At 62.7% G+C, this 18047-nt stretch carries 10 protein-coding genes; 5 read left to right on the top strand and 5 right to left on the bottom strand.

What is annotated here, in order from left to right:
• Positions 1-6797 (bottom strand): peroxidase family protein (locus tag BLJAPNOD_RS32205; RefSeq protein ID WP_115422821.1); only part of this gene is annotated, 6797 nt, incomplete at its 3' end.
• A 431-nt stretch (positions 6798-7228) separates the two neighbouring features.
• Between BLJAPNOD_RS32205 and BLJAPNOD_RS32210 the strand changes: the two genes are divergently transcribed.
• From BLJAPNOD_RS32210 to BLJAPNOD_RS35815, 3 genes are all read left to right on the top strand, one after another.
• A complete protein-coding gene (locus BLJAPNOD_RS32210) occupies positions 7229-8701 on the top strand; it encodes an ATP-binding protein (protein WP_158556204.1) in 1473 nt (490 codons plus the stop codon).
• Positions 8694-9353, top strand: coding sequence for a response regulator transcription factor (locus BLJAPNOD_RS32215; protein WP_115422823.1), 660 nt, complete (start codon positions 8694-8696; stop codon positions 9351-9353). The genes BLJAPNOD_RS32210 and BLJAPNOD_RS32215 overlap by 8 nt, the downstream gene beginning before the upstream one ends.
• A gap of 206 nt (positions 9354-9559) precedes the next feature.
• Complete coding sequence (locus BLJAPNOD_RS35815; protein WP_206750054.1) at positions 9560-9724, top strand: hypothetical protein; 165 nt, start codon at positions 9560-9562, stop codon at positions 9722-9724.
• Positions 9725-9885: 161 nt separating this feature from the next.
• Here BLJAPNOD_RS35815 and BLJAPNOD_RS32220 read toward each other — a convergent pair whose 3' ends face one another.
• The 4 genes from BLJAPNOD_RS32220 to BLJAPNOD_RS32235 form a co-directional block, all read right to left on the bottom strand.
• Entirely contained in the window at positions 9886-10737 is an 852-nt protein-coding gene (locus BLJAPNOD_RS32220; protein ID WP_244611184.1) for a ChaN family lipoprotein, read from the bottom strand.
• A 14-nt stretch (positions 10738-10751) separates the two neighbouring features.
• Entirely contained in the window at positions 10752-11483 is a 732-nt protein-coding gene (locus tag BLJAPNOD_RS32225) for a hypothetical protein (protein ID WP_077498122.1), read from the bottom strand.
• Positions 11484-11527: 44 nt separating this feature from the next.
• On the bottom strand, positions 11528-13228 hold the full coding sequence (locus BLJAPNOD_RS32230) for an ABC transporter ATP-binding protein/permease (RefSeq protein ID WP_158556205.1): 1701 nt from the start codon (positions 13226-13228) through the stop codon (positions 11528-11530).
• 64 nt (positions 13229-13292) lie between these two features.
• Positions 13293-15611, bottom strand: a complete 2319-nt coding sequence (locus BLJAPNOD_RS32235; RefSeq protein ID WP_115422825.1) for a TonB-dependent hemoglobin/transferrin/lactoferrin family receptor — start codon at positions 15609-15611, stop codon at positions 13293-13295.
• A gap of 429 nt (positions 15612-16040) precedes the next feature.
• On the opposite strand from BLJAPNOD_RS32235, the gene BLJAPNOD_RS32240 reads away from it, so the two are divergent.
• Entirely contained in the window at positions 16041-16571 is a 531-nt protein-coding gene (locus tag BLJAPNOD_RS32240) for a hypothetical protein (RefSeq protein WP_199566084.1), read from the top strand.
• Between the two features lie 132 nt (positions 16572-16703).
• Positions 16704-18020 carry a hemolysin family protein gene (locus tag BLJAPNOD_RS32245; RefSeq protein WP_077498127.1) on the top strand — a complete coding sequence of 439 codons (1317 nt, stop codon included), beginning with the start codon at positions 16704-16706 and terminating at the stop codon, positions 18018-18020.
• The last annotated feature ends 27 nt before the right edge of the window (positions 18021-18047 follow it).

Consider the following 18047-nt stretch of genomic DNA (forward strand, 5'->3'; position numbering starts at 1 on the left):
CCCGAGACCTGGCCGCGGCCCATGAAGCCGGTGCCCATGTCGACCGTCAGGGTGCCGGTGGCGGTCGAGTAGTCGAGCGTGTCGACGCCGCCATCGCCCCAGTAGCTGTCGGAGCCGTCGCCCTTGGTGGCAAGCACGATGTCGTCGCCGGCACCGCCCCAGGCCTTGTCTGCGCCCGCCCCACCTTCGATGACGTCGTTGCCGGCGTCGCCGTAGATCAGGTCCTCGCCGCCATTGCCAAACAGCATGTCGGCACCGGCACCGCCGTGGATCTCGTCATCGCCGGATCCGCCAGAGGCAACGTCGTCGCCGTCACCGCCCGACAGCACATCCTCGCCGTCCTCGCCGCGCAGCACGTCGCTGCCCGCATCCCCCGACAGGATGTCGCCGCCGCCGCCGCCCAGAAGCACGTCGGCAAGGCCACCGCCCAGCAACACATCCGCTGCCGACGTTCCGATCAACGTGCGCGCCGCAACCGGCAACGGCGTCTCGCCACCGTCCCCATCGCCAGAGCCACTATCGTCGTCGTCCGACCCGCACGTGTCGTCGTCATCGTCGTCGTGATGATCGTCGCCGGACCAGGTCCGGACCTCAGGTGCGCTACCACTGGCAAACGAGATCGTGTGCGAACCGTTCGTCAGCGTCGTGACGCCGCCGGCTTCGCTGGCGTCGTAATCATTAAGGCTCGCGCCCTCCATGAGCTCGATGACATCCTGCGGCCGCAGTGCCCCGACGATCGTGTCGTTGCCGCCGTTCGAACGGAAGACGATACGATGGGCCGACTGCAGGCCGGTGATGTCGATGACATCGTCTCCGGCCGTGCCATCGATGGTGATGGTCGAGAAGTTGAGGCTGGTGCCGGTGAAATCGCCGATGACCTGGATCGTGTCGCCGCCGTTGTTGCCGCCGCCGGCGCCGCCGGGCGCCGTCACCTGCAGCGTGTTAATCCGGATTTCCTCGATATTGTCGAGTTCGGCGATAACAGCGCCATTGCGGGTGACGACGATCTCGGTATTGCCGTTGAGGACGAGGCCTGACAGGGCCGCGATCGCGGCCGCCCGTGAATAGACCACGAAGGCCTCCGCGCCGGCACTACCGTTCAGCTGATAGGTATCGACGCCGCCGCCACCATTGACGATGTCCCGTCCGCCGGTGCTGCCGACCTGGGTGATGGTGTCGTTGCCGTCGCCCGCGTCGATATAGTCGTTGCCGCCGCCGCCGTTGATGGCATCGACACCACCCAGCCCGAAGATCGCCTGGGAACTGTTGTTGCCGTTCAAGGTGTTGGTGCCATTGGTCCCTGTGGTGACGGCGTAGTCGGCTGCGTTGAAGCGCAGCGTCTCGATGGCATTGAGCGTATCCGTGCCTTCGGCGCCGGTGAGATCGGCGACAGTGATGTTCGTGCCGTTGCTGGTAATCGCGAAGTTGGTGACCGCGCCCGCATAGACTGCAACATCCGTGCCGCCGCCGCCGTTGAGCGTGTCATTGCCCGCGCCACCATTCAGCGTATCGCCGCCGGCATTGCCATTCAGCACGTCGTTGCCGGCATTGCCGTTGAGCGTGTCGCCGCCACCGATGCCGAGGATGCCGCTCGAGCCTTCGGCGATGTCGTCACCTGCCGTGCCATTGAATGTTGCGCCGAACAGACCGGCGCTCCAGTTGGCACCGACCGGCCCCGTCGGCTGCGAGGCGAGCGTCTCGACATGGCCATTGCCGTCGGCAAAGCTGACGACGACCCGCAGTTCAAGACCCGCCTGCGGACCGAACGGGGTGCCGGCGAGATCCTGAGGCGCAAAGGTTGCGGCCGTTGCGCCGGCAACGTTGGTCCAGTCGCCGTTGATGAGCGCCTGCCACTGATAGGAGAAAGGCCCGAGGCCATTGGCATCCTGGATCGACGAGACGTTGACGGTCAGCGCCTGGCCTTCGGTCGGAGTCAAGTCGTTGATGACGGGTGCGCCCGTTGCCGGCTGGTTGAAGAAGATTGCCGTGTCGATGATGCCGTCGGCGAACTTCAGCTGCTCGATGTTGAACAGTCGGTCCGTTCCGTCCGCTTCGCGGTTGCGTCCCGTCGTCGGGTCGACGATCGCCGCTCCGACCGTTGTGTGTTCGACGGTCAGGCTGCCATCGGCATTGGCGGTGATCGTGTAGTTGGCACGCACGTCCCAATAGACGGCCGTGTCCACGTCACCGGCGTTGCCGCCGTCGAGGATCTCTCGCACGACCTGCAATTGGCCCGGCTTGATCTCGCCGCTAAACATGCGTGTCTGGATATCGGCGATGCTGTCGACGCTGAAGGGTTGCCAGACCTGTCCGCGGGAAAGATCCGGCGAGACCAGAATGCGGACATTCAACCACTTGTCGCCATCGATGATGTCGTTGCCGCCCATGCCCTCGATGATGTCGCTGCCGCCGCCGCCGAGCAGGATGTCGGAGGCATCGCCCGTGTGCATGACAATGGTTTCGGTCTTGCCGGCGACAGTGACGGTGGTGCGCGTCAGGTGGTTGGTTAGCGCCGCAAGCCCGGAGATGAGGTTGAGGTTCTTTTCCAGAAGCGCGTTCGAATAGGAATCCAGCGGCGCATCTGCATCGACCTGCGCAGCATTGCCGTCGGCGTCATAGCCGCCGATCACCACGTCGCGACCGATGAGCTGGTCGTTGTAATCCCAACCCGAGAGGCCTTCGACCAGGTCGTAACGATCCCTGACGATGTTGTTCTGCTGGTTGACGAAGATGCTGATGTTCATATTGGCATCGGCGGCATAGTTGTTGTTCTGGAACGTCGTCCAGTCGAAGCCGGCCATGCCGTTCGAGCGGTTGATGCCGATGCCCTGCACCATAATGTCGTCGCCGGATTCACCGTCGAAGTCGGTGTCGTTCTCGCCGGCGATCATCACGTCGTGGCCGATGATGCGCGAGTTGAAGAACAGCTCGGAGTTGTCGCCGGTCAGCGTCGTCATGTTGCCCTGGGCTTCCATCCAGTCATGACCTTCGTTGCCGAGGATGACCCCGCCGCCTGTGGGTGCCCGGATGAAATCGTTGCCCTCGCCGCCGGACAGCGTCTTCTGGTCTTCGCCACCAGCCAGAACGTCGTCGCCGTCGCCACCGAAGACCAGATCCAGGCCCATGCCGCCGTTGATGATGTCGTCGCCGGCCTCGCCCTTGATGACGTCGGCGGCGCCGATATCGGTGCCGCTGTCGGTGATGATGTCGTCGCCGTCGCCGCCATGAAGGTGATCGACACCGAAGCCGCCCTCGATGCGGTCGTCGCCGCCATCCCCCCAGATCGTGTCGTCGCCGGCACCACCGATCAGCGTTTCGCCGGCATTCGTGCCGCCGAGGACGACATGCTCGCCACCGGTAAATCTGAGATAGTTCGCTGCCCGCACCACCAGAGAGGTTGTGCCGGTGATGGCGGAGATAACGTCGGAGTCGCCGGTCGGATCGGCATTGCCAAGGCCGTCGTTGTACTGCCGGGACTGGTTCATTTCGATGATGTAATCAGCCGTCTGGAACGCGGCGCCATTGGTATGCATACCCGAATCTTCGGTGTCGGTGTTGCGCCGGATCAGATCGGCGAAGCTGTCGCTTTCCAGTTCGTTGAGCAGGTTCTGGCCCTGTGTGCGGCTCAGATAGTAGAAGCGGTCACCGTTCTGCAGGTTCTGGATCTGCAGTTCGAACACGTAGGTGAAGGTGGAGCCGAGCATGCCGCCGAACGGCATCAGAGCTTCGGCAAGGCCCCCGATCCAGAAATCGACCTTGTTGAGACCGGTTTCCGTGTTCGCCCAGCTACCGGTCGAGTTGAGATAATCAAGGCGTTCCTGACGCTCGGCGGCCGTCTCCCCGGCAACGCCGAAGACCAGATCCCAGGCGGCATCGCGCTTGGCCTCTGCAGTCGTGGCTGCCGTGATCGCATCATGCGTGCCATATGCGGCGATGAAGTTGACGATCGACAGCGGGTTCTTGATGTGCTGAGCGAAGTCGGCCCAGCTCGTATAGGGCTTTAGGTAGGTGTCGTTCGTCTGCTCGTAGATCTGACGCCGGGCCTCGTTGAGCGAGGGCACGCCAGTTTCCCGGGCGCGGGCCATGTTGAGTGCTGCCAGATCCAGTGGCAGGCCGACCAGGTTGTTACGCAACGCGCTGGTCATGAATTCGTCGATTTCGTTGCCGACCTGCCGTGTCATGCCGCGCAGGATGGCGCCGGACGCGGCATGAGCATCGACACCCGCACTGTTGAAGATGACCGGGTTCAGAAATGCATCGATCAGACCAACTTCTTCAAGGGTTGCCGCATTGTTGCTGAGCTTCAGCATTTCGACGTTCTCGGCGAGCATCGAGTGACCGAAGCGATAGACGACTTGGGCAAATTCCTCGTAGATCACCGCGTCGATCTCGACCGAATGCGAGAACACGAACGGATCGATCTGCGGGGCGACTGCGCGGACGAACTCTTCGAAGACCAGGTGCTGATAGACCATTTCGGTGGAGAAGCGGGCCGCCTGGAAGAGGCGCTCACCGTCCCAGACCAGACCGGAAAGGTCGGTCGGCAGGCTTGTAACATCGACCAGCAGCCATTCGTTGAGCAGCGCCAGATCGCCTTCGGCCAAAAGTGTCGCCTTGATCTCGTCGACCTGGCGGTTGTGCTCGCTGTGGAAGATGGAGTGGGTCGCGGTCAACGCGATGTTCTCGTTGCCGCGGCCGTCGCCGACGATGAAATGCGCGTTCAGCAGCTCATCATCGTAAGTGAGGTTAAAGCCGAACTGGTTCGGGATGATGGGGTTGCCGGCCACGTTGTCGGCATCCGGCAGAACAGTCACTGGCGCGGTCGTCGGGTCGCGGTCGTGGTCGATTGGTGCGCTCGGCACGGCATTGTGGGCGATGTCGTTGAGGAAAGCCCTGCCGGCACTCAAGCTGGTCAGGGCATCGAGCGGCACGGCAAGATTGCCTTCGACCGGCCCTGCCGTCGTCACCATCAATGGCAAACCGTTGGCCCCGCGTACGAACTCGCCATAGAGGTCGGTGACGAGTAGCGGCACGCTGTGGACGTTGAGGTCGCTAAGCTCGATGCCAAGCAGGTCTCTCGCCTGAGCCTTGATGTCGGCCCATGTCGGAGGTCCGCCGGTGGCGCCTTCAAGCATCTGGCCGGTCGCCATCGGCTTGCCGCCCACCAATACATACTCGCGCAGGAAGGCCTGGTGCGACGGGTTCGAGGTATAGACCTGATTGAGGTCGATCCAGGGCGTGGTTTCGTTGCGATGATCGCGGATGTCGTCGGAGGTCCCAACCTGGCCGTCGGCGCCGGCATGGACGGCGTCGTTGGTCGCGCGGGTGAGAACCATGAAGTTGGTCGGGCTGCCCGGCACGTAGAGCGGGTCGTCCGGCTGCAGCGGAATGATGACATTGCCGCTACCGCCCTTGGAGGTGAGGTCGAGGCCGTGGTCGAAGAACTGGCCGAAAATCGTCATGAACCCGTTGAAAGAGGCGGTGTCGCCAAGGTCGGCGGCAATGTTTTTGATGAAGACGTTGTCGCCGTCCATCGTCACGCCGTGTGACGTGACTTCAGCAATCACGGCTGCATCGGCGGCCGCTGCAGCAGCGACGGCAGCTGCCGTTGCGGCACTGTCAGTCGGAATGGCATCGCGCGCCTCGATCGCGTCGGCAAGGGCGTCGTTCGCCTGTGCGAGGTCGTTGGTGGCAGCGCTCAAGCTTGCGTCGGCGTCGGCGAGAGCCGCAGCCGCATCCGTAGCCTCCGCCTGGGCCACGTTGGCTGCGTTGGACAGCACCTGCTGCTCGGCAATGGCGTCCTGCAGGGCAGAGATCGTCGCGGCATGTGCCGACTGGGCCGAACCAAGCACAGCGACCGCATCCTCATGATCCTCGACGGCCTGGGCATGCGCGATCTGTGCATCTTCACGGGCATCCACAGCCACCGCATAGGCTGCGGCATTGGCAGAGCTCGGGTCATTCTGGAAGGCTGTGAGCGCATTGGCTTCCGCCTGCTGGGCGAGGCCCAGATTGGCGAAAGCGATGTTCTTGGACGCTTCCGCGGCGGCGGCCGCCGCAGCAGCGGACTGGCTGGCGACGAGCGCGGCGGCGACGGCGGATTGGGCCGCGGTGACGACGGAGGCATGCGCATCGCGTGCTGCGACGGCTGACGCCAGCGTCGCGTTGGCGGCGCCGAGGCCCTGTGTGGCGCCGGCCTGTCCGGCCGCTGCCGTATCGAAGGCGGACTGTGCTATGGCCTGCGTGGTTTGCGCATTCGCGACGATAACGTTGGCAGCGGCCACAGCGGCGTCGGCGTCTGCCGCAGCGTCGGCGACGGCTGCATGGGCGGCCCGGGCCACCGCCTGCAACTGCATCACCTCGCCAATGATCTGCAGTGCCTGCGAGCCGGTGATGCCGACCGATGCAAGTGCGCCGGAAATGGCGGCCGGATTGTTCAGGGACTGGTCGGCCACGATGTTCGAGATCAGCCGCGGCTGGCTGTCGTAGACCGAACCGCTGAGATCTGCGTAGCTGGTCGGCAGGCCGTTGCGGATGTTGGTTTCTGCGGCCGCATAGTTGGGTGTCAGCAGCCGGGCCATCACCTGGTCCGAAGAACCAAAATGCGTCATGTTCGGCTGGAAGTTGTTGTACGAGCCGTCAACGGTGCGCAGGCCGTAGGGAAGCAGCGGGCTTGATACCAGCTGCTCGAGCGCTGTCCGGGGGTCGGCGCCGCCTTCGATGGCGGCCGTGTGGGCCTCGGCAATCTTGATCTGCTTCAGGATGAAGTCGAGGTCGTTTCGGTTAAGCTGTACCATCTTACCCTCCGTCGGCCGTAACGCAGCCGCGCCCGCCTGTTTTTGCCAAAGTTCCACCGCCCGGCGGGCAGGCATCGCCTGCATCCGTCGGCCGCAACATCGTTCGCTTGCCCGATCCCTCGATCAGGGCCTTTCTGTTGATGCTTCGATGTTCGGGGGAAACGGTGCAGAAAGAAACGTCGCAAAGTCGGGCGAAATTGCCGACGAATGTCGTACCGGCAGTCCGACCACTGTCGGCGCGGCAGGTAGAATAGGACCGCAAGGGATACTGGACTTAGGTCCAGATATAGTCCGACCCAAAGATGTTGTTCGCTGGCGCTCTTTCAATTTATGAAAATACTGCGATCATCATGCCGCAAGGCAGCGGTTTGATTTTTTGTGCGCGGACAATTTCGACTTCGCGCACGACCCGAAGGAGGGACCGGCGCAGTTTGACTGATCTTCTGGGCGGCATAGCGGGCAATACTCCGGCACGGGAGCGGCACCTTGATCCGGCAACGCGCGGACGGTGGTTGTCGCCGGGCATATGGTTCCACCGGCAGACCTTGTCTGTCCAGTTTCTGCTCGCAAGCAGCGTGCTTATCCTTGTTGCTGCGGCGGTCGCCGGCTATCTGATTTCGGAAGAGGTTTCCAAGAACGCCGCCCATGACCGGGCGGCATCGACGGCACTTTTCATGCAGAGTATCCTGGAGCCGATGGCCCAGGAGCTGGACCAGGCGAAGGAACTGTCGCCGGCGACGATCGTGAAACTCGACCACCTCTTCGCCGACGAGCAATTCCGCAGCCGCTTTCCCTATTTCGAGCTCTGGCGCCCGGACGGGACTGTGGCCTATTCCACATCCAGGCAGTTGATCGGTCGCCGGTTCAATCCGCCGGCGGGGCTCGTGCGGGCCTTAGGCGGCGAGGTTGCCGCCGACTATGCCGACCTGAGCGCCGGTGAGCACACGCTTCGCCATTTCAGCACGCGCTATCTGGAAATCTATAGCCCGGTGCGTCGCGCCGACAGCGCGGCGATCGTCGCGGTTGCCGAGGTGCATGAGGATACCGAGCTTCTGCACCAGGAAATCTTCGAGGTGCGACTCAGCAGCTGGATCATCGTCGCCGGCGCCTCCGCCCTGATCATGCTTGGCCTGTTCGGCATCGTGCATCGCGGCAGCGCAACAATCGAGCGCCAACGCCAGAAGCTCGAACAGCGTGCCGACGAGGCCGAGCGGGTGTCGGAAGAAATCCGCATGCTGCGCGACCGCGCGCGCCTGGCGTCGTTACGATTGACAGATTTCAACGAGAAGCTGACCCGCGGCATCGGCGCCGATCTTCACGACGGACCGGCACAGCTCATCGGCTTTGCCGTCCTGCAGATCGAACCGGCGCGCCGCGCCAAAACCAAGGGAGAGCGGGAGCAATCGCTGGAAGCGATCACCCGGACCCTGGAGGAGGCGCTGCGCGAAATCCGCATGATCGCCCGCTCGCTGCTTTTGCCCGACATCGACAGGCTCAACCTTGAGCAAGTCGTCGCGCGCGCCGTCAAGTTGCACGAAGCGCGCACGGCCACGACCGTGCGCGTCGAGACGGCTGCCGCCCGCATCGCCCTTCCGACCGTCATCAAGACCTGCGCCTACCGCTTCGTCCAGGAGGGGCTCAACAACGCCCACCGTCATGCCTCCGGCAACGATCAACAGGTGACCTGCCGCATCGATGGCGCGATCTTGAGGCTGAGCGTGCGAGACGGCGGAAGGCGCCCGGGCGAACCTGTTCCACAAGGGACTGGCGACGGCGGGCTTGGCATTCATGGTCTGCGCCAACGGGTCGAAAGCCTCGGCGGCACGCTGGAGTTCGAACCGGGGCCGGCAGGGACGGTATTGACGATGACGCTCGATCTTGGAGGGGGTATGCTTGATGAGTGAAACGACCTCGGTCATCGTCGTCGACGATCACTCCCTGTTTCGCATGGGCGTGCTGCAGGCGCTGCGGCTGGAAGAGGGACTTTCGGTGATCGGCGAGGGCGGCTCGAAGGCGGAAGCGCTCGGCCTCGTCGAGCGCCTGTCGCCCGATGTGGCATTGCTCGACATCTCCATGCCGGGCAACGGCATCGAGGCTGCGCGCGATATTACCGGCCGATGGCCCGACACCAAGGTCGTGATGCTGACCGTCTCGGAGGAGGACGACGATGTGCTGGAGGCGCTGGACGCCGGGGCGGCAGGCTACGTCTTGAAGGGCACGCCGGCACCGGAGCTGGTCGCAGCCATCGTCGCCGTCGCTGAGGGACGGTCCTATATGTCCCCCAATCTCGGCATGCGGCTTTTCGGTGTTATCCGCAACAGAACCGAGGAGCACAAGGCCGGCAAGCTGATCGATGCGCTTTCGCCCAAGGAGGAGATCGTCTTCCGTTTGCTTGGTCGCGGCTATACCAATCGCGCGATTGCCGAGGAAATGGGTGTCCAGATCAAGACCATCAAGTTCCATGTCAGCCGGCTCTTGGTGAAGCTCGGAACGAAGAACCGGGTTGAAGCAGCGCTGATGGCGCAGCGGCATTTGAGCAATTCGGGAAAGCAGTGACGGCGTTCGAGCGGGCTGTCCGTTCGGCCTTGCGCCACGTGCGACCTGTCGCACATACTGCTACCAAGCGGCTGCAGCGGACCGGTTCGGTGCAGCACAACGCATAAGCCATGCGTTGCACATCCTCCCCGTTTGCCCTTCGCTACGCGACCTTGCTTCGGTCCTGTTGCCCTCCGATCCAGGCCTTTCCGGCGATCGGGAGGGAGATGCCCGTCGCCTTTTCGAAGACTGCGAGCATTTCCGGAGAAATGCAGCCGGCCGATGCGCTGATGCGCAGTTCACCCGAGCTCGATTGGGCAGCCGCGCTGTGCGCGAAGAACGGCGCGCAGGCGCGCAAGGCCAATGCGCCGCTCAGGATTGTGCGCGCTTGAGGTTGAAGGAATGTCTCGTTGTCGCCGGCTTGTGTTGCACCTTGGTGGCACGCTCCTGAATTTGGGCCTGATCCGAAAACCGCGGATGAGTTTGCAGGCGGCGAGGAGCACCTGGGTGTAACAGTTGGACGACAGGAAACCCGACGGCACGGCGGAAGCGATTACACCTCGTCGCGATTGCGCTTCGCCGCCGCGTGCTCGACCGGCGGCAGCCGGTACATGGCCGCCGCGATGTCGCGCTGCTCGGGTATGATCTGCTCGTGATCGCTGGGCAGAAGCACGGCAACGTCCGTGAGACCGAGATCGGCCAGTTGATAGGGTGTGCCGTGACCATATTCCAGATGGCCGCGGCCGATGATGCCGACGACGAGCGCGCCGCCATCACCATGCGCCTCGGCGATGTTGCAGGCAAAGGCGCGATCCCAGGTCTGCTGCGCCCGAACGAAGCGGTCGAAGGCCGAGTCCTCAGCCGAAGTGGCTTTCCGTGCCGGCGATCCGCCGCCGGTGATATGGAACAGATACTGCCGATAGGCCGATGTCGCAGGCTTTGCCGGGGTGACGCCGTCACGGTCTTCGGGGGCGATCGCCTCCCAACCGAGCTTGCCCACCTCTGTCACCAGCGGCCGCCGGCAATTCAACGCCTTCATCGGGATCCTGAACTGCCGGCAGAAATCGAAGATCGGCATGTAGAGATCGGCCGGAAAACCCCAGACGGCTTGCCAGCCGACCTTGTCCAGAAACTCCGCATTGGAAAGGTCCCCCGCCACCCACGCGTCGAGAACCGGTTGGGTGCTGCGCGGAAACATCTCGAAGCCGACGACAAGGTTGGCATTGTGGGCGTAGAGGCCGGCCGTGACGTGAAGCTGCCAGCGATGAATGTCGTAGCGATCATGCGTCTCGCCGAGAAGCACCGCCTGCTTGCTGGACAGGTGGTTCATCAGGTCGTTGTGGCGGATTTCTTCGCCGGTCGAGGGCACGATCCATGTGCCCGGCTTGTGTTCGATTGCAGTCAACGCCGTATCCTCGATCAGTTGGCCGGGCGAAACGCCGCGGCGGTCTTGGCGCGAAGGGTGAGCCCGGTGGGGCGATCGTCCTTGCCGTATGCGACAAGCACGACCTCATCTTCGGTCGCCTCTTCCTGCCAGCGCGAGACGGTGCCGCCGAGCAGATGAAGATGGAAGTCTGAGGTCATCACATTGATGAAGCCCATTGCGGGGCTCACCTTCGGGACGACGCCACTCCAGCGCTGGGAAATGCCGGGCTGATCGAAGGCGATGACGATGGTCTCAGCAGAAGCCAGTGCCGCATTGAGTGGCACGAGGCCAGGATCATCCGCGGCGACTTCGGCTCGTTCGGTTCTTTCTGCCTTTGGCCGCTCAACCGGGTCGACCTCGGTCGGAAGACCGGCAAGTGCGGTCTCGAACGGTTCGAGGCCGCCGAAGCCGACGACGCTGAAGACGGGTTCCCCATCGGCGCCGTTGAAATCGATCCGCGGATAGACCTGATTCTGCATGATGCTCGACGTGTCGATGACGACAGTCGAAACGAGCCGCGGATCCAGGCGGCTGTCGTGATCCTGTCCCAGACAGACGAGGAAGGCGCCGTCATCTTCGACACGTTCGACCGGGCCTATGCGCTCGTGGGTGACGCCATTGCGCTTGCCGATGATCATCAGCTTGCCGATATCGGGCAGTCGGCGCACGACCGTTTCCGGTGTCTCGAGAACGAAGCGGCGGGTTGCGGTAGCAGGATCTGTCATGTGTTGTCTCGCTGTTGCGGAAGGGAACGGGATAGGTGGTGTTGCTAAGCGGCGGCCAGGGCTTGTGTCGGCATCAGATCGATGGCCCGGATATCGAAGGACATCTGCGGCGCGCGATGGGCGATCAGGATCAGTGCGGTCTGGGGCAGGCGGTGCCGGACGAGTGACAGGAGTTTCGCCTCGGCCGCGGCGTCGAGCGCGCTGGTCGCCTCGTCAAGGATCGCCCAGCGCGGCGCGTGTACCAGCAGGCGGGCGATCGCCAGTCGCTGCAGCTCTCCGCCGGACAGCCCTTCGGGCGTTTCGAGACCGGCTGCCCCGTTATCGGTCATGCGCTGCTCCAGTCCGACGTCGCAAAGTGCAGCGCGGATCTGCTCCTGGCCGAAACATTCGACCGTCGATGGGTAGGCGGCCGCTTCGACCAGCGTGCCAAGTGGCAGGTAAGGCTTTTGCGGCAGGAACATCCAGCCTTCCAGCGGCCGCCTGATCTCGCCAGTGCCATGTGGCCAGAGGCCGGCAACGGCTTTCATCAAGGTGGTCTTTCCAATGCCGGACGGACCGCGCAGCCATACGCATTCGCCAGCGTTCACTTTCAGGTTCTCGATGGCCAGAAGGTTGCGCCCATCCGGCGTGTCGAGCGAAAGCTTGTCAAGCTGAACGCCATCGCCGCGCTCTGTGTGGTTGATACGTGTTTCCCGGCCGGCGCTTGCGGTTGCCGACTCCATGAAACTATCCAGGCGCGAGGCGGTGGCGACGAGGTCGGCGAGATCGCGATAGGAGAAGATGAACCAGGAAAGTGTGGTCACGACCTGTGAGAAGGCGGTGCTCAACTGCATGAGGCCGCCAAATGCGACATGGCCCGCGAGATAACCCGGCAGCGCGACAAAGAGCGGTATCCTCAGCACGGAGTGGTTGAACGGATAGGTGAAGCCGCCGAGGATCAGCTCGCGGGTGATCAGCTTCTTCCAGTTGGCCGCAAGCGCGTCGAAGCGGGCACGGAATATCCGCTTCTCGGCGTCTTCTCCGTCGGACAGCGCAACCTCGTCGAAGCTCGTGCGCCACCTGGCCATCGCATAGCGGAAGTCGGCCTCGCGGTGTTGCTGCTCGGAGAAAAGGCCCTTGAGCGGTCTGCCGAGCAGATGCGTCAGCCCGCTGCTAACAGCAACATAGAGAAACGCCGCCCAGACCATGTAGTGCGGTATTTCGAGGTCGATGCCGATGAAGGCAAGAGACAGGGGAAAGTCGGATAGGCTCCAGAGGATGGCAACGAAGGAAACGAGGCCGACCACGCGAGAGATCAGATCGAGGGTCTCGCTGAGCAGACCGCTGACAAACAAACGGCAATCCTCCGCGATGCGCTGATCCGGGTTGTCTATCCTGTCGGTCTTGGCCTGCGCCAGATGCCAGAAGGCCTTGTTGGCGGTCCAGCGGTCGATGGCGATGTCCGTCAGTGTCCGGCGCCAGCGGATTTCGAGAATCTTGCGCAGATATTCTGCCAGCAGATGCCGTGCCGAATTCAAGGCGATGATGACGGCAAAGATGCCGATCTGCCTCAAGACCTCAGGTGCATCGACCTTTTCGACCGCCGAATAGAATGCCCCGGTCCATTCGACCAGGCGCACGCTGGCATAGACGCTGCCGAGCGTCAGCGCGGTGATGAGCAGGAACAGCGCCAGATTGATCTTGCCGCCGGGCGAGCGGACGCAGAGGCCGATGAGGCGCTGGAATTGACCGGCGATCTTGAACATGCTGCGCTCCTGCGTTGGAAAGGGAGGCATGCGCGGCGGTTGCCGCGCATGCCTTGCTCTTCGATCAGAAGCGCACCGTGGCGCCGATCTTGAACACCCGGCCCGGAGCGGTCTGCAGCTCGAGCGGATTGACGTTGGCTGTGGCGACGGATGCGGCGACGCGATCATAGCCGGTGAGCGTGTTGGGGAAGTAGCGGCGATCGAAGATGTTCTCGATACCTGCGGTCAACTCGACGTTTTCCCTTGGCGTCCACTTCGCATAGGCATCGAAGACGGCGTAGCCTGGAACGAGGTAGTCTGCAGGATCGCTGTTCTGCGTGCGTCCCGCCGCGAACGTGCCGAAGACTTCGAACTGAAGGCCGTAATCCGGCAGTTCATGTTTGAGGCCGAGGACGGCTGTGAGCGGCGTTGCCCCATCGAAGGCCGTGGTTGCGGCCCCGGCAGATGTGCGCTGACGCCCCTTGGTCCAGGTGATGTTCGCCGATGCTGTCGTGTCGTCGAGAACTTCGTATTCGCCGCCGAACTCGATCCCCCACAACGCCACGTCTTCGACGTTGTTGGACGTGTAACCTACGACCGGGACGCCGCCAGGACCCGTGACGGTGATGGGTTGAAAGCCGCGAATGAAGTTCGTGTAGTCGGCATAAAAAGTTGCGACGGTGAAATAGCCGCGATCCAACTCGCCACGGAAGCCGATTTCATAGCTGTCGACTGATTCCGGCTTCAGGTCCGGATTAGGCACGAGCGAACTGCCCGTGAACAGGTCGACGCTGGATTGGAAGAGCTGCGCCGAGGTCGGCATCTTGAAGCCCTCGCCATAGGAGGCATAGGCCGAATAGGTGTCATCGAATTTGTAGATGGCGCCAACCCGCTTGAGGAGCTCGGTGTTCTCCTGCTTTTGCGGGCGGAAACCCGGCAGGCCCGGATAGCTGGCGTCACCCGTCGGATCGATCGAGTAGTGCGCAAGACGAACACCGGGATTGACGGTCAGCTGGCCGTCTAGAAACGCGATGCTGTCCTCAAGGTAGAAGTCGGCGCGCTCGGTGTCGACGCGTGGGAAGCTGAAGCCCTGGTTGATCGCCGTGGTCGTCGTGCCCGTCAGCGAATTGTAAGTCGTATTGATGCCGGCGTAGTCACCCTTGGTGCGGTCACCGTCAAAGCCGTAGGTCAACGTGTGGTGCGTGGACCCCAGATCGAAGGATGACTTCATCTGGATGTCCGCTTCAAAGAAGTCTTCGCTGTAATTGCGATACTGGTCATGCAGTTGGATGCGGTTGGAGTAGACCCGGCGCTGCCGGCTATCGGTCTCGCGCTTCTGCGGGGACCATGAAAGGTTCCAGTTGACGCTGTCGAGCCACACTGCGCCGACCTGCCAATCATGTTCGAGCGAAATGCGCTTGCGGCTCATCTCCAGGTCGCGAACATAAGGGTCGTTCACATAGGCCGTCGTCGATGGGATCCCGGTGGTGGAGGCCGACATGTCATAGAGTTGCAGCACTCGCGTGTCGCGGCCGAAAAGCTCGCCGGTCAGCTTGAACGTATGCTGCGCGTCCGGTGTCCAGACGACCTTGGCAAGCGCGTTGTCCACGTCGGTGTCGGCGGGGAACAGGCGATCGCAACCGATGGTGAGGCGCGTGCAACCCCAGATGCCGCCATCGGCGCGTGCCTTGCTCAGCTCCGCTTCGCTTGACGATACCTGGCCGTAGCTGCCTAGGATTTCGATATCGCCAAAGTCGTAAGCGGCGGTGACCTGCTTGCGCCAGCTGTTGTCGAGGCTGTCATAGCCGGTCCTGACCTCGACGGCCCATGGCTTGGTCGGGTCGACCAAAAGATCTGACGGATCGAGCGTCTGGAACATGACGGCACCACCGAGCGCGTCGGCGCCCCACAGCACCGAGTTCGGTCCGCGGACGATCTCGACGGATTTGAAGTTGCTCATGTCGAAGAAGTCGCGGCTGCCGTCGGTGATGCTTTCCTGCACCCGCGAGCCGTCGACCGTCAAAAGTACGCGGTTTCCACCCATGCCGCGTATGGTGAAGCTGTTGAGCTGGCCCCAGGGGTTGGTGATCGAGGTGGTGCGGTTGACGCTGACACCGGGCTCGTGGCGAACCAGGTCTTGGATGTCACGGACGTTGTGATCGGTAATCTCCTCGCGGGTGATGACCGAGATCGATTGCGGCACATCGAGGACCTTCTTCGCTCCGCGCGTCGATGTCACGACGATGCGCTCGAGCGGCGTTTCTTGCTGTACGCGGCGGGTGGTTTTGTCCTGTGCCTGGGCGTGCGCCGGCAGCGCCAGTGCCAAGGCGGCGACGCCGGTCAACAGTGCCCGGCGGTGCTTGCTCGCAAGGTTGTGAAGTTCGAATGTTGTTGCAGTCCCCATGCCCGGCCCCTCGAGAATTGAATAAAATCAATGAGCGGCCTTGTATTCAAACATGAGTAAAAGAATCAAGTTAAAATATGACGTGTCCCGTTTTGTCGCATGTCACGTCGCATTTTGCCCGATGGCAACCAGCGCCAGCGGGCGCCAACATTGCGTTGGCCGACGAACCCGAAACGGTGGCAGACAAGGACTCGCGCTTGTCCGTGTGGGCAAATTCGGATGGCTCGCGAACGAAACCATCGACAGCAGAGTCTTCACGGGCTGCGACGGTTTGACCCGTGGGAACGAGGGCAGCAAGGCTTAGGAATGTTGTGATCTTGGAGGATGGCCGGTGGATCCTTGTCGGCGTTGGACCATGCCTGCAACTCCCGATCGAAGAACGGTCGCACCGGGAAGCTCTCCCAGCACCGACCAATTGGAGTTATGAAATTGTTTTCAAGAGTTTTTCTGCCCGCCGCCGTTGTCACCCTCCTAAGCCCGGCTGCAGCCTTTGCATCCGAAAATGCCCCGGCCTTTTATGATGGCGCCCTTTGCAAGCCGCCCTACACGATGCAATCGGCAACCGAGCTCTATGACGCCGCCGAGAAGCTGACGAAACCCGACACATCCTTGCTCACGGCTTACGTCTACAAGCTGCCGTCCGACATCGGGCAAGACGGTTTCAAGACCAATGAGGTCGTCTTTGCCGGGAGCTCCGTCGGCGTGCTGATCGAAGGCGCGCGTGCCGACGAACTGGCGGCCCGCTACCAGCTGGAGCCGGAGAAAAGCAGCATTCTCGGCACGTCGACCAAGGGCTATGCCCGGGTCCTGCCCGATGCCGAGCAGCCGACGGTGGAAATGGGGGTCGTGTCGATCGTTGCGCGTGAAAGCGATGCCATTCCCGGCAAGACCTTGCTTGCATGTGAGTTCGTATCGCATGCGGATCTGGAAGCGCTCAAGGCTCTCGAAGGCGCCAACTAAGCCTTACCATGTTGCGGGGATGCAGGCGAAGCCAGGAAGATTGCCTGCGTCCCGTCTGACGTGTGCGGCAAGAGCGTGTTAGGCTGATCGCGTTATCAACGGCACGAGGCGCCCCGCGCCCGAAGGGAGATCATGTCCGGTTCGGATGGCAGTATTTTCGATTATCTCGGAATACTGGCCGTGTTTCTGCTCGTTGCCGCCAACGGCTTTTTCGTTGCGGCCGAGTTTTCCCTGGTGTCCGTCCGGCGTAGCCGGGTGACGGAGCTTGTGGCGCAAAGGCGCATGAATGCGGGCGCGCTCCAGCATGCCGTCGACAACCTCGACGCCAACCTGGCCGCCACCCAGCTCGGCATCACCATCTCTTCGCTGGCACTCGGCTGGGTGGGGGAGCCAGCCCTGGCGCACCTGATCGAGCCGCTGTTGAATGCGCTGCCGATGGCCTGGGCATCGTTCGGCTCGCATGCGATCGCGGTCGCGATTTCCTTCATCATCATCACCGCCCTTCACATCGTGCTCGGAGAACTGGCACCGAAGAGCCTGGCGCTCCAGCGCAGCGAGGGCACGGCCCTTGCAGTCGTGCGCCCGCTCGGGCTTTTCCTGTTTCTGTTGCGTCCGGCGATCCTCACGCTCAACGGCCTCGGCAATCTCGTGCTGCGCCTGGTCGGGCTGCGGCCGGGCACCGGCGAGGCGTCGATGCATTCGCCCACCGAACTGAAGCTGCTCGTCGCCGAAAGCCAGGAGGCCGGTCTTCTCGATGTTGCCCAGCAGGAACTGGTCGAGCGGATCTTCAACATCGGCGACCGCCGGATTTCCGATTTCATGACGCCGCGCATGGAAATCGACTGGATCGATGCCGACGACACGCGGGAGGAGATCCTGCGCACCATCCGGGATTGCCACCACGAGCAGTTGCTGATCGGCCGCGGCGGTATCGACTATCCCTTGGGCATGGTGCTGAAGAAGGATCTTCTCGATCAATTGCTCGACGGCCAGACGCTCGATCCGATGAAGGCGATGCGCGAGCCGCTGGTGTTGCACGAATCGGCACGTGTCTTCCGTGTCCTCGAAACCTTCAAGACGGCACCGGTTCGCCTGGCGATCATCGTCGACGAATATGGCAGTCTCGAAGGCATCATCACCCAGACCGATCTGCTCGAAGCGATTGCCGGCGACCTGCCGGATACGGAGGCGAGCGATCCTGACATCGTCACCCGCTCGGACGGCTCGCTTCTGATCGAAGGGCTGATGTCGGCGCACGACGCCTTCGAGCGGCTCGGCATCCGCGAGCGGCCGGAGGGCGATTTCCACACCATTGCCGGCTTCGCGCTGCAGATCCTCGGCCATCTTCCGCATGTGGGCGAAACCTTCGATTTTCAGGACTGGCGCTTCGAGATCATCGATATGGACGGCATGCGCATCGACAAGCTTTTGGCATCGCGCCAGGAGTAACCTCGGGTTACGACGCCCTGGTGTTCG

Origin of the sequence: Ensifer sp. M14, assembly GCF_003355565.1 — a bacterium.
Lineage (GTDB): Bacteria > Pseudomonadota > Alphaproteobacteria > Rhizobiales > Rhizobiaceae > Ensifer.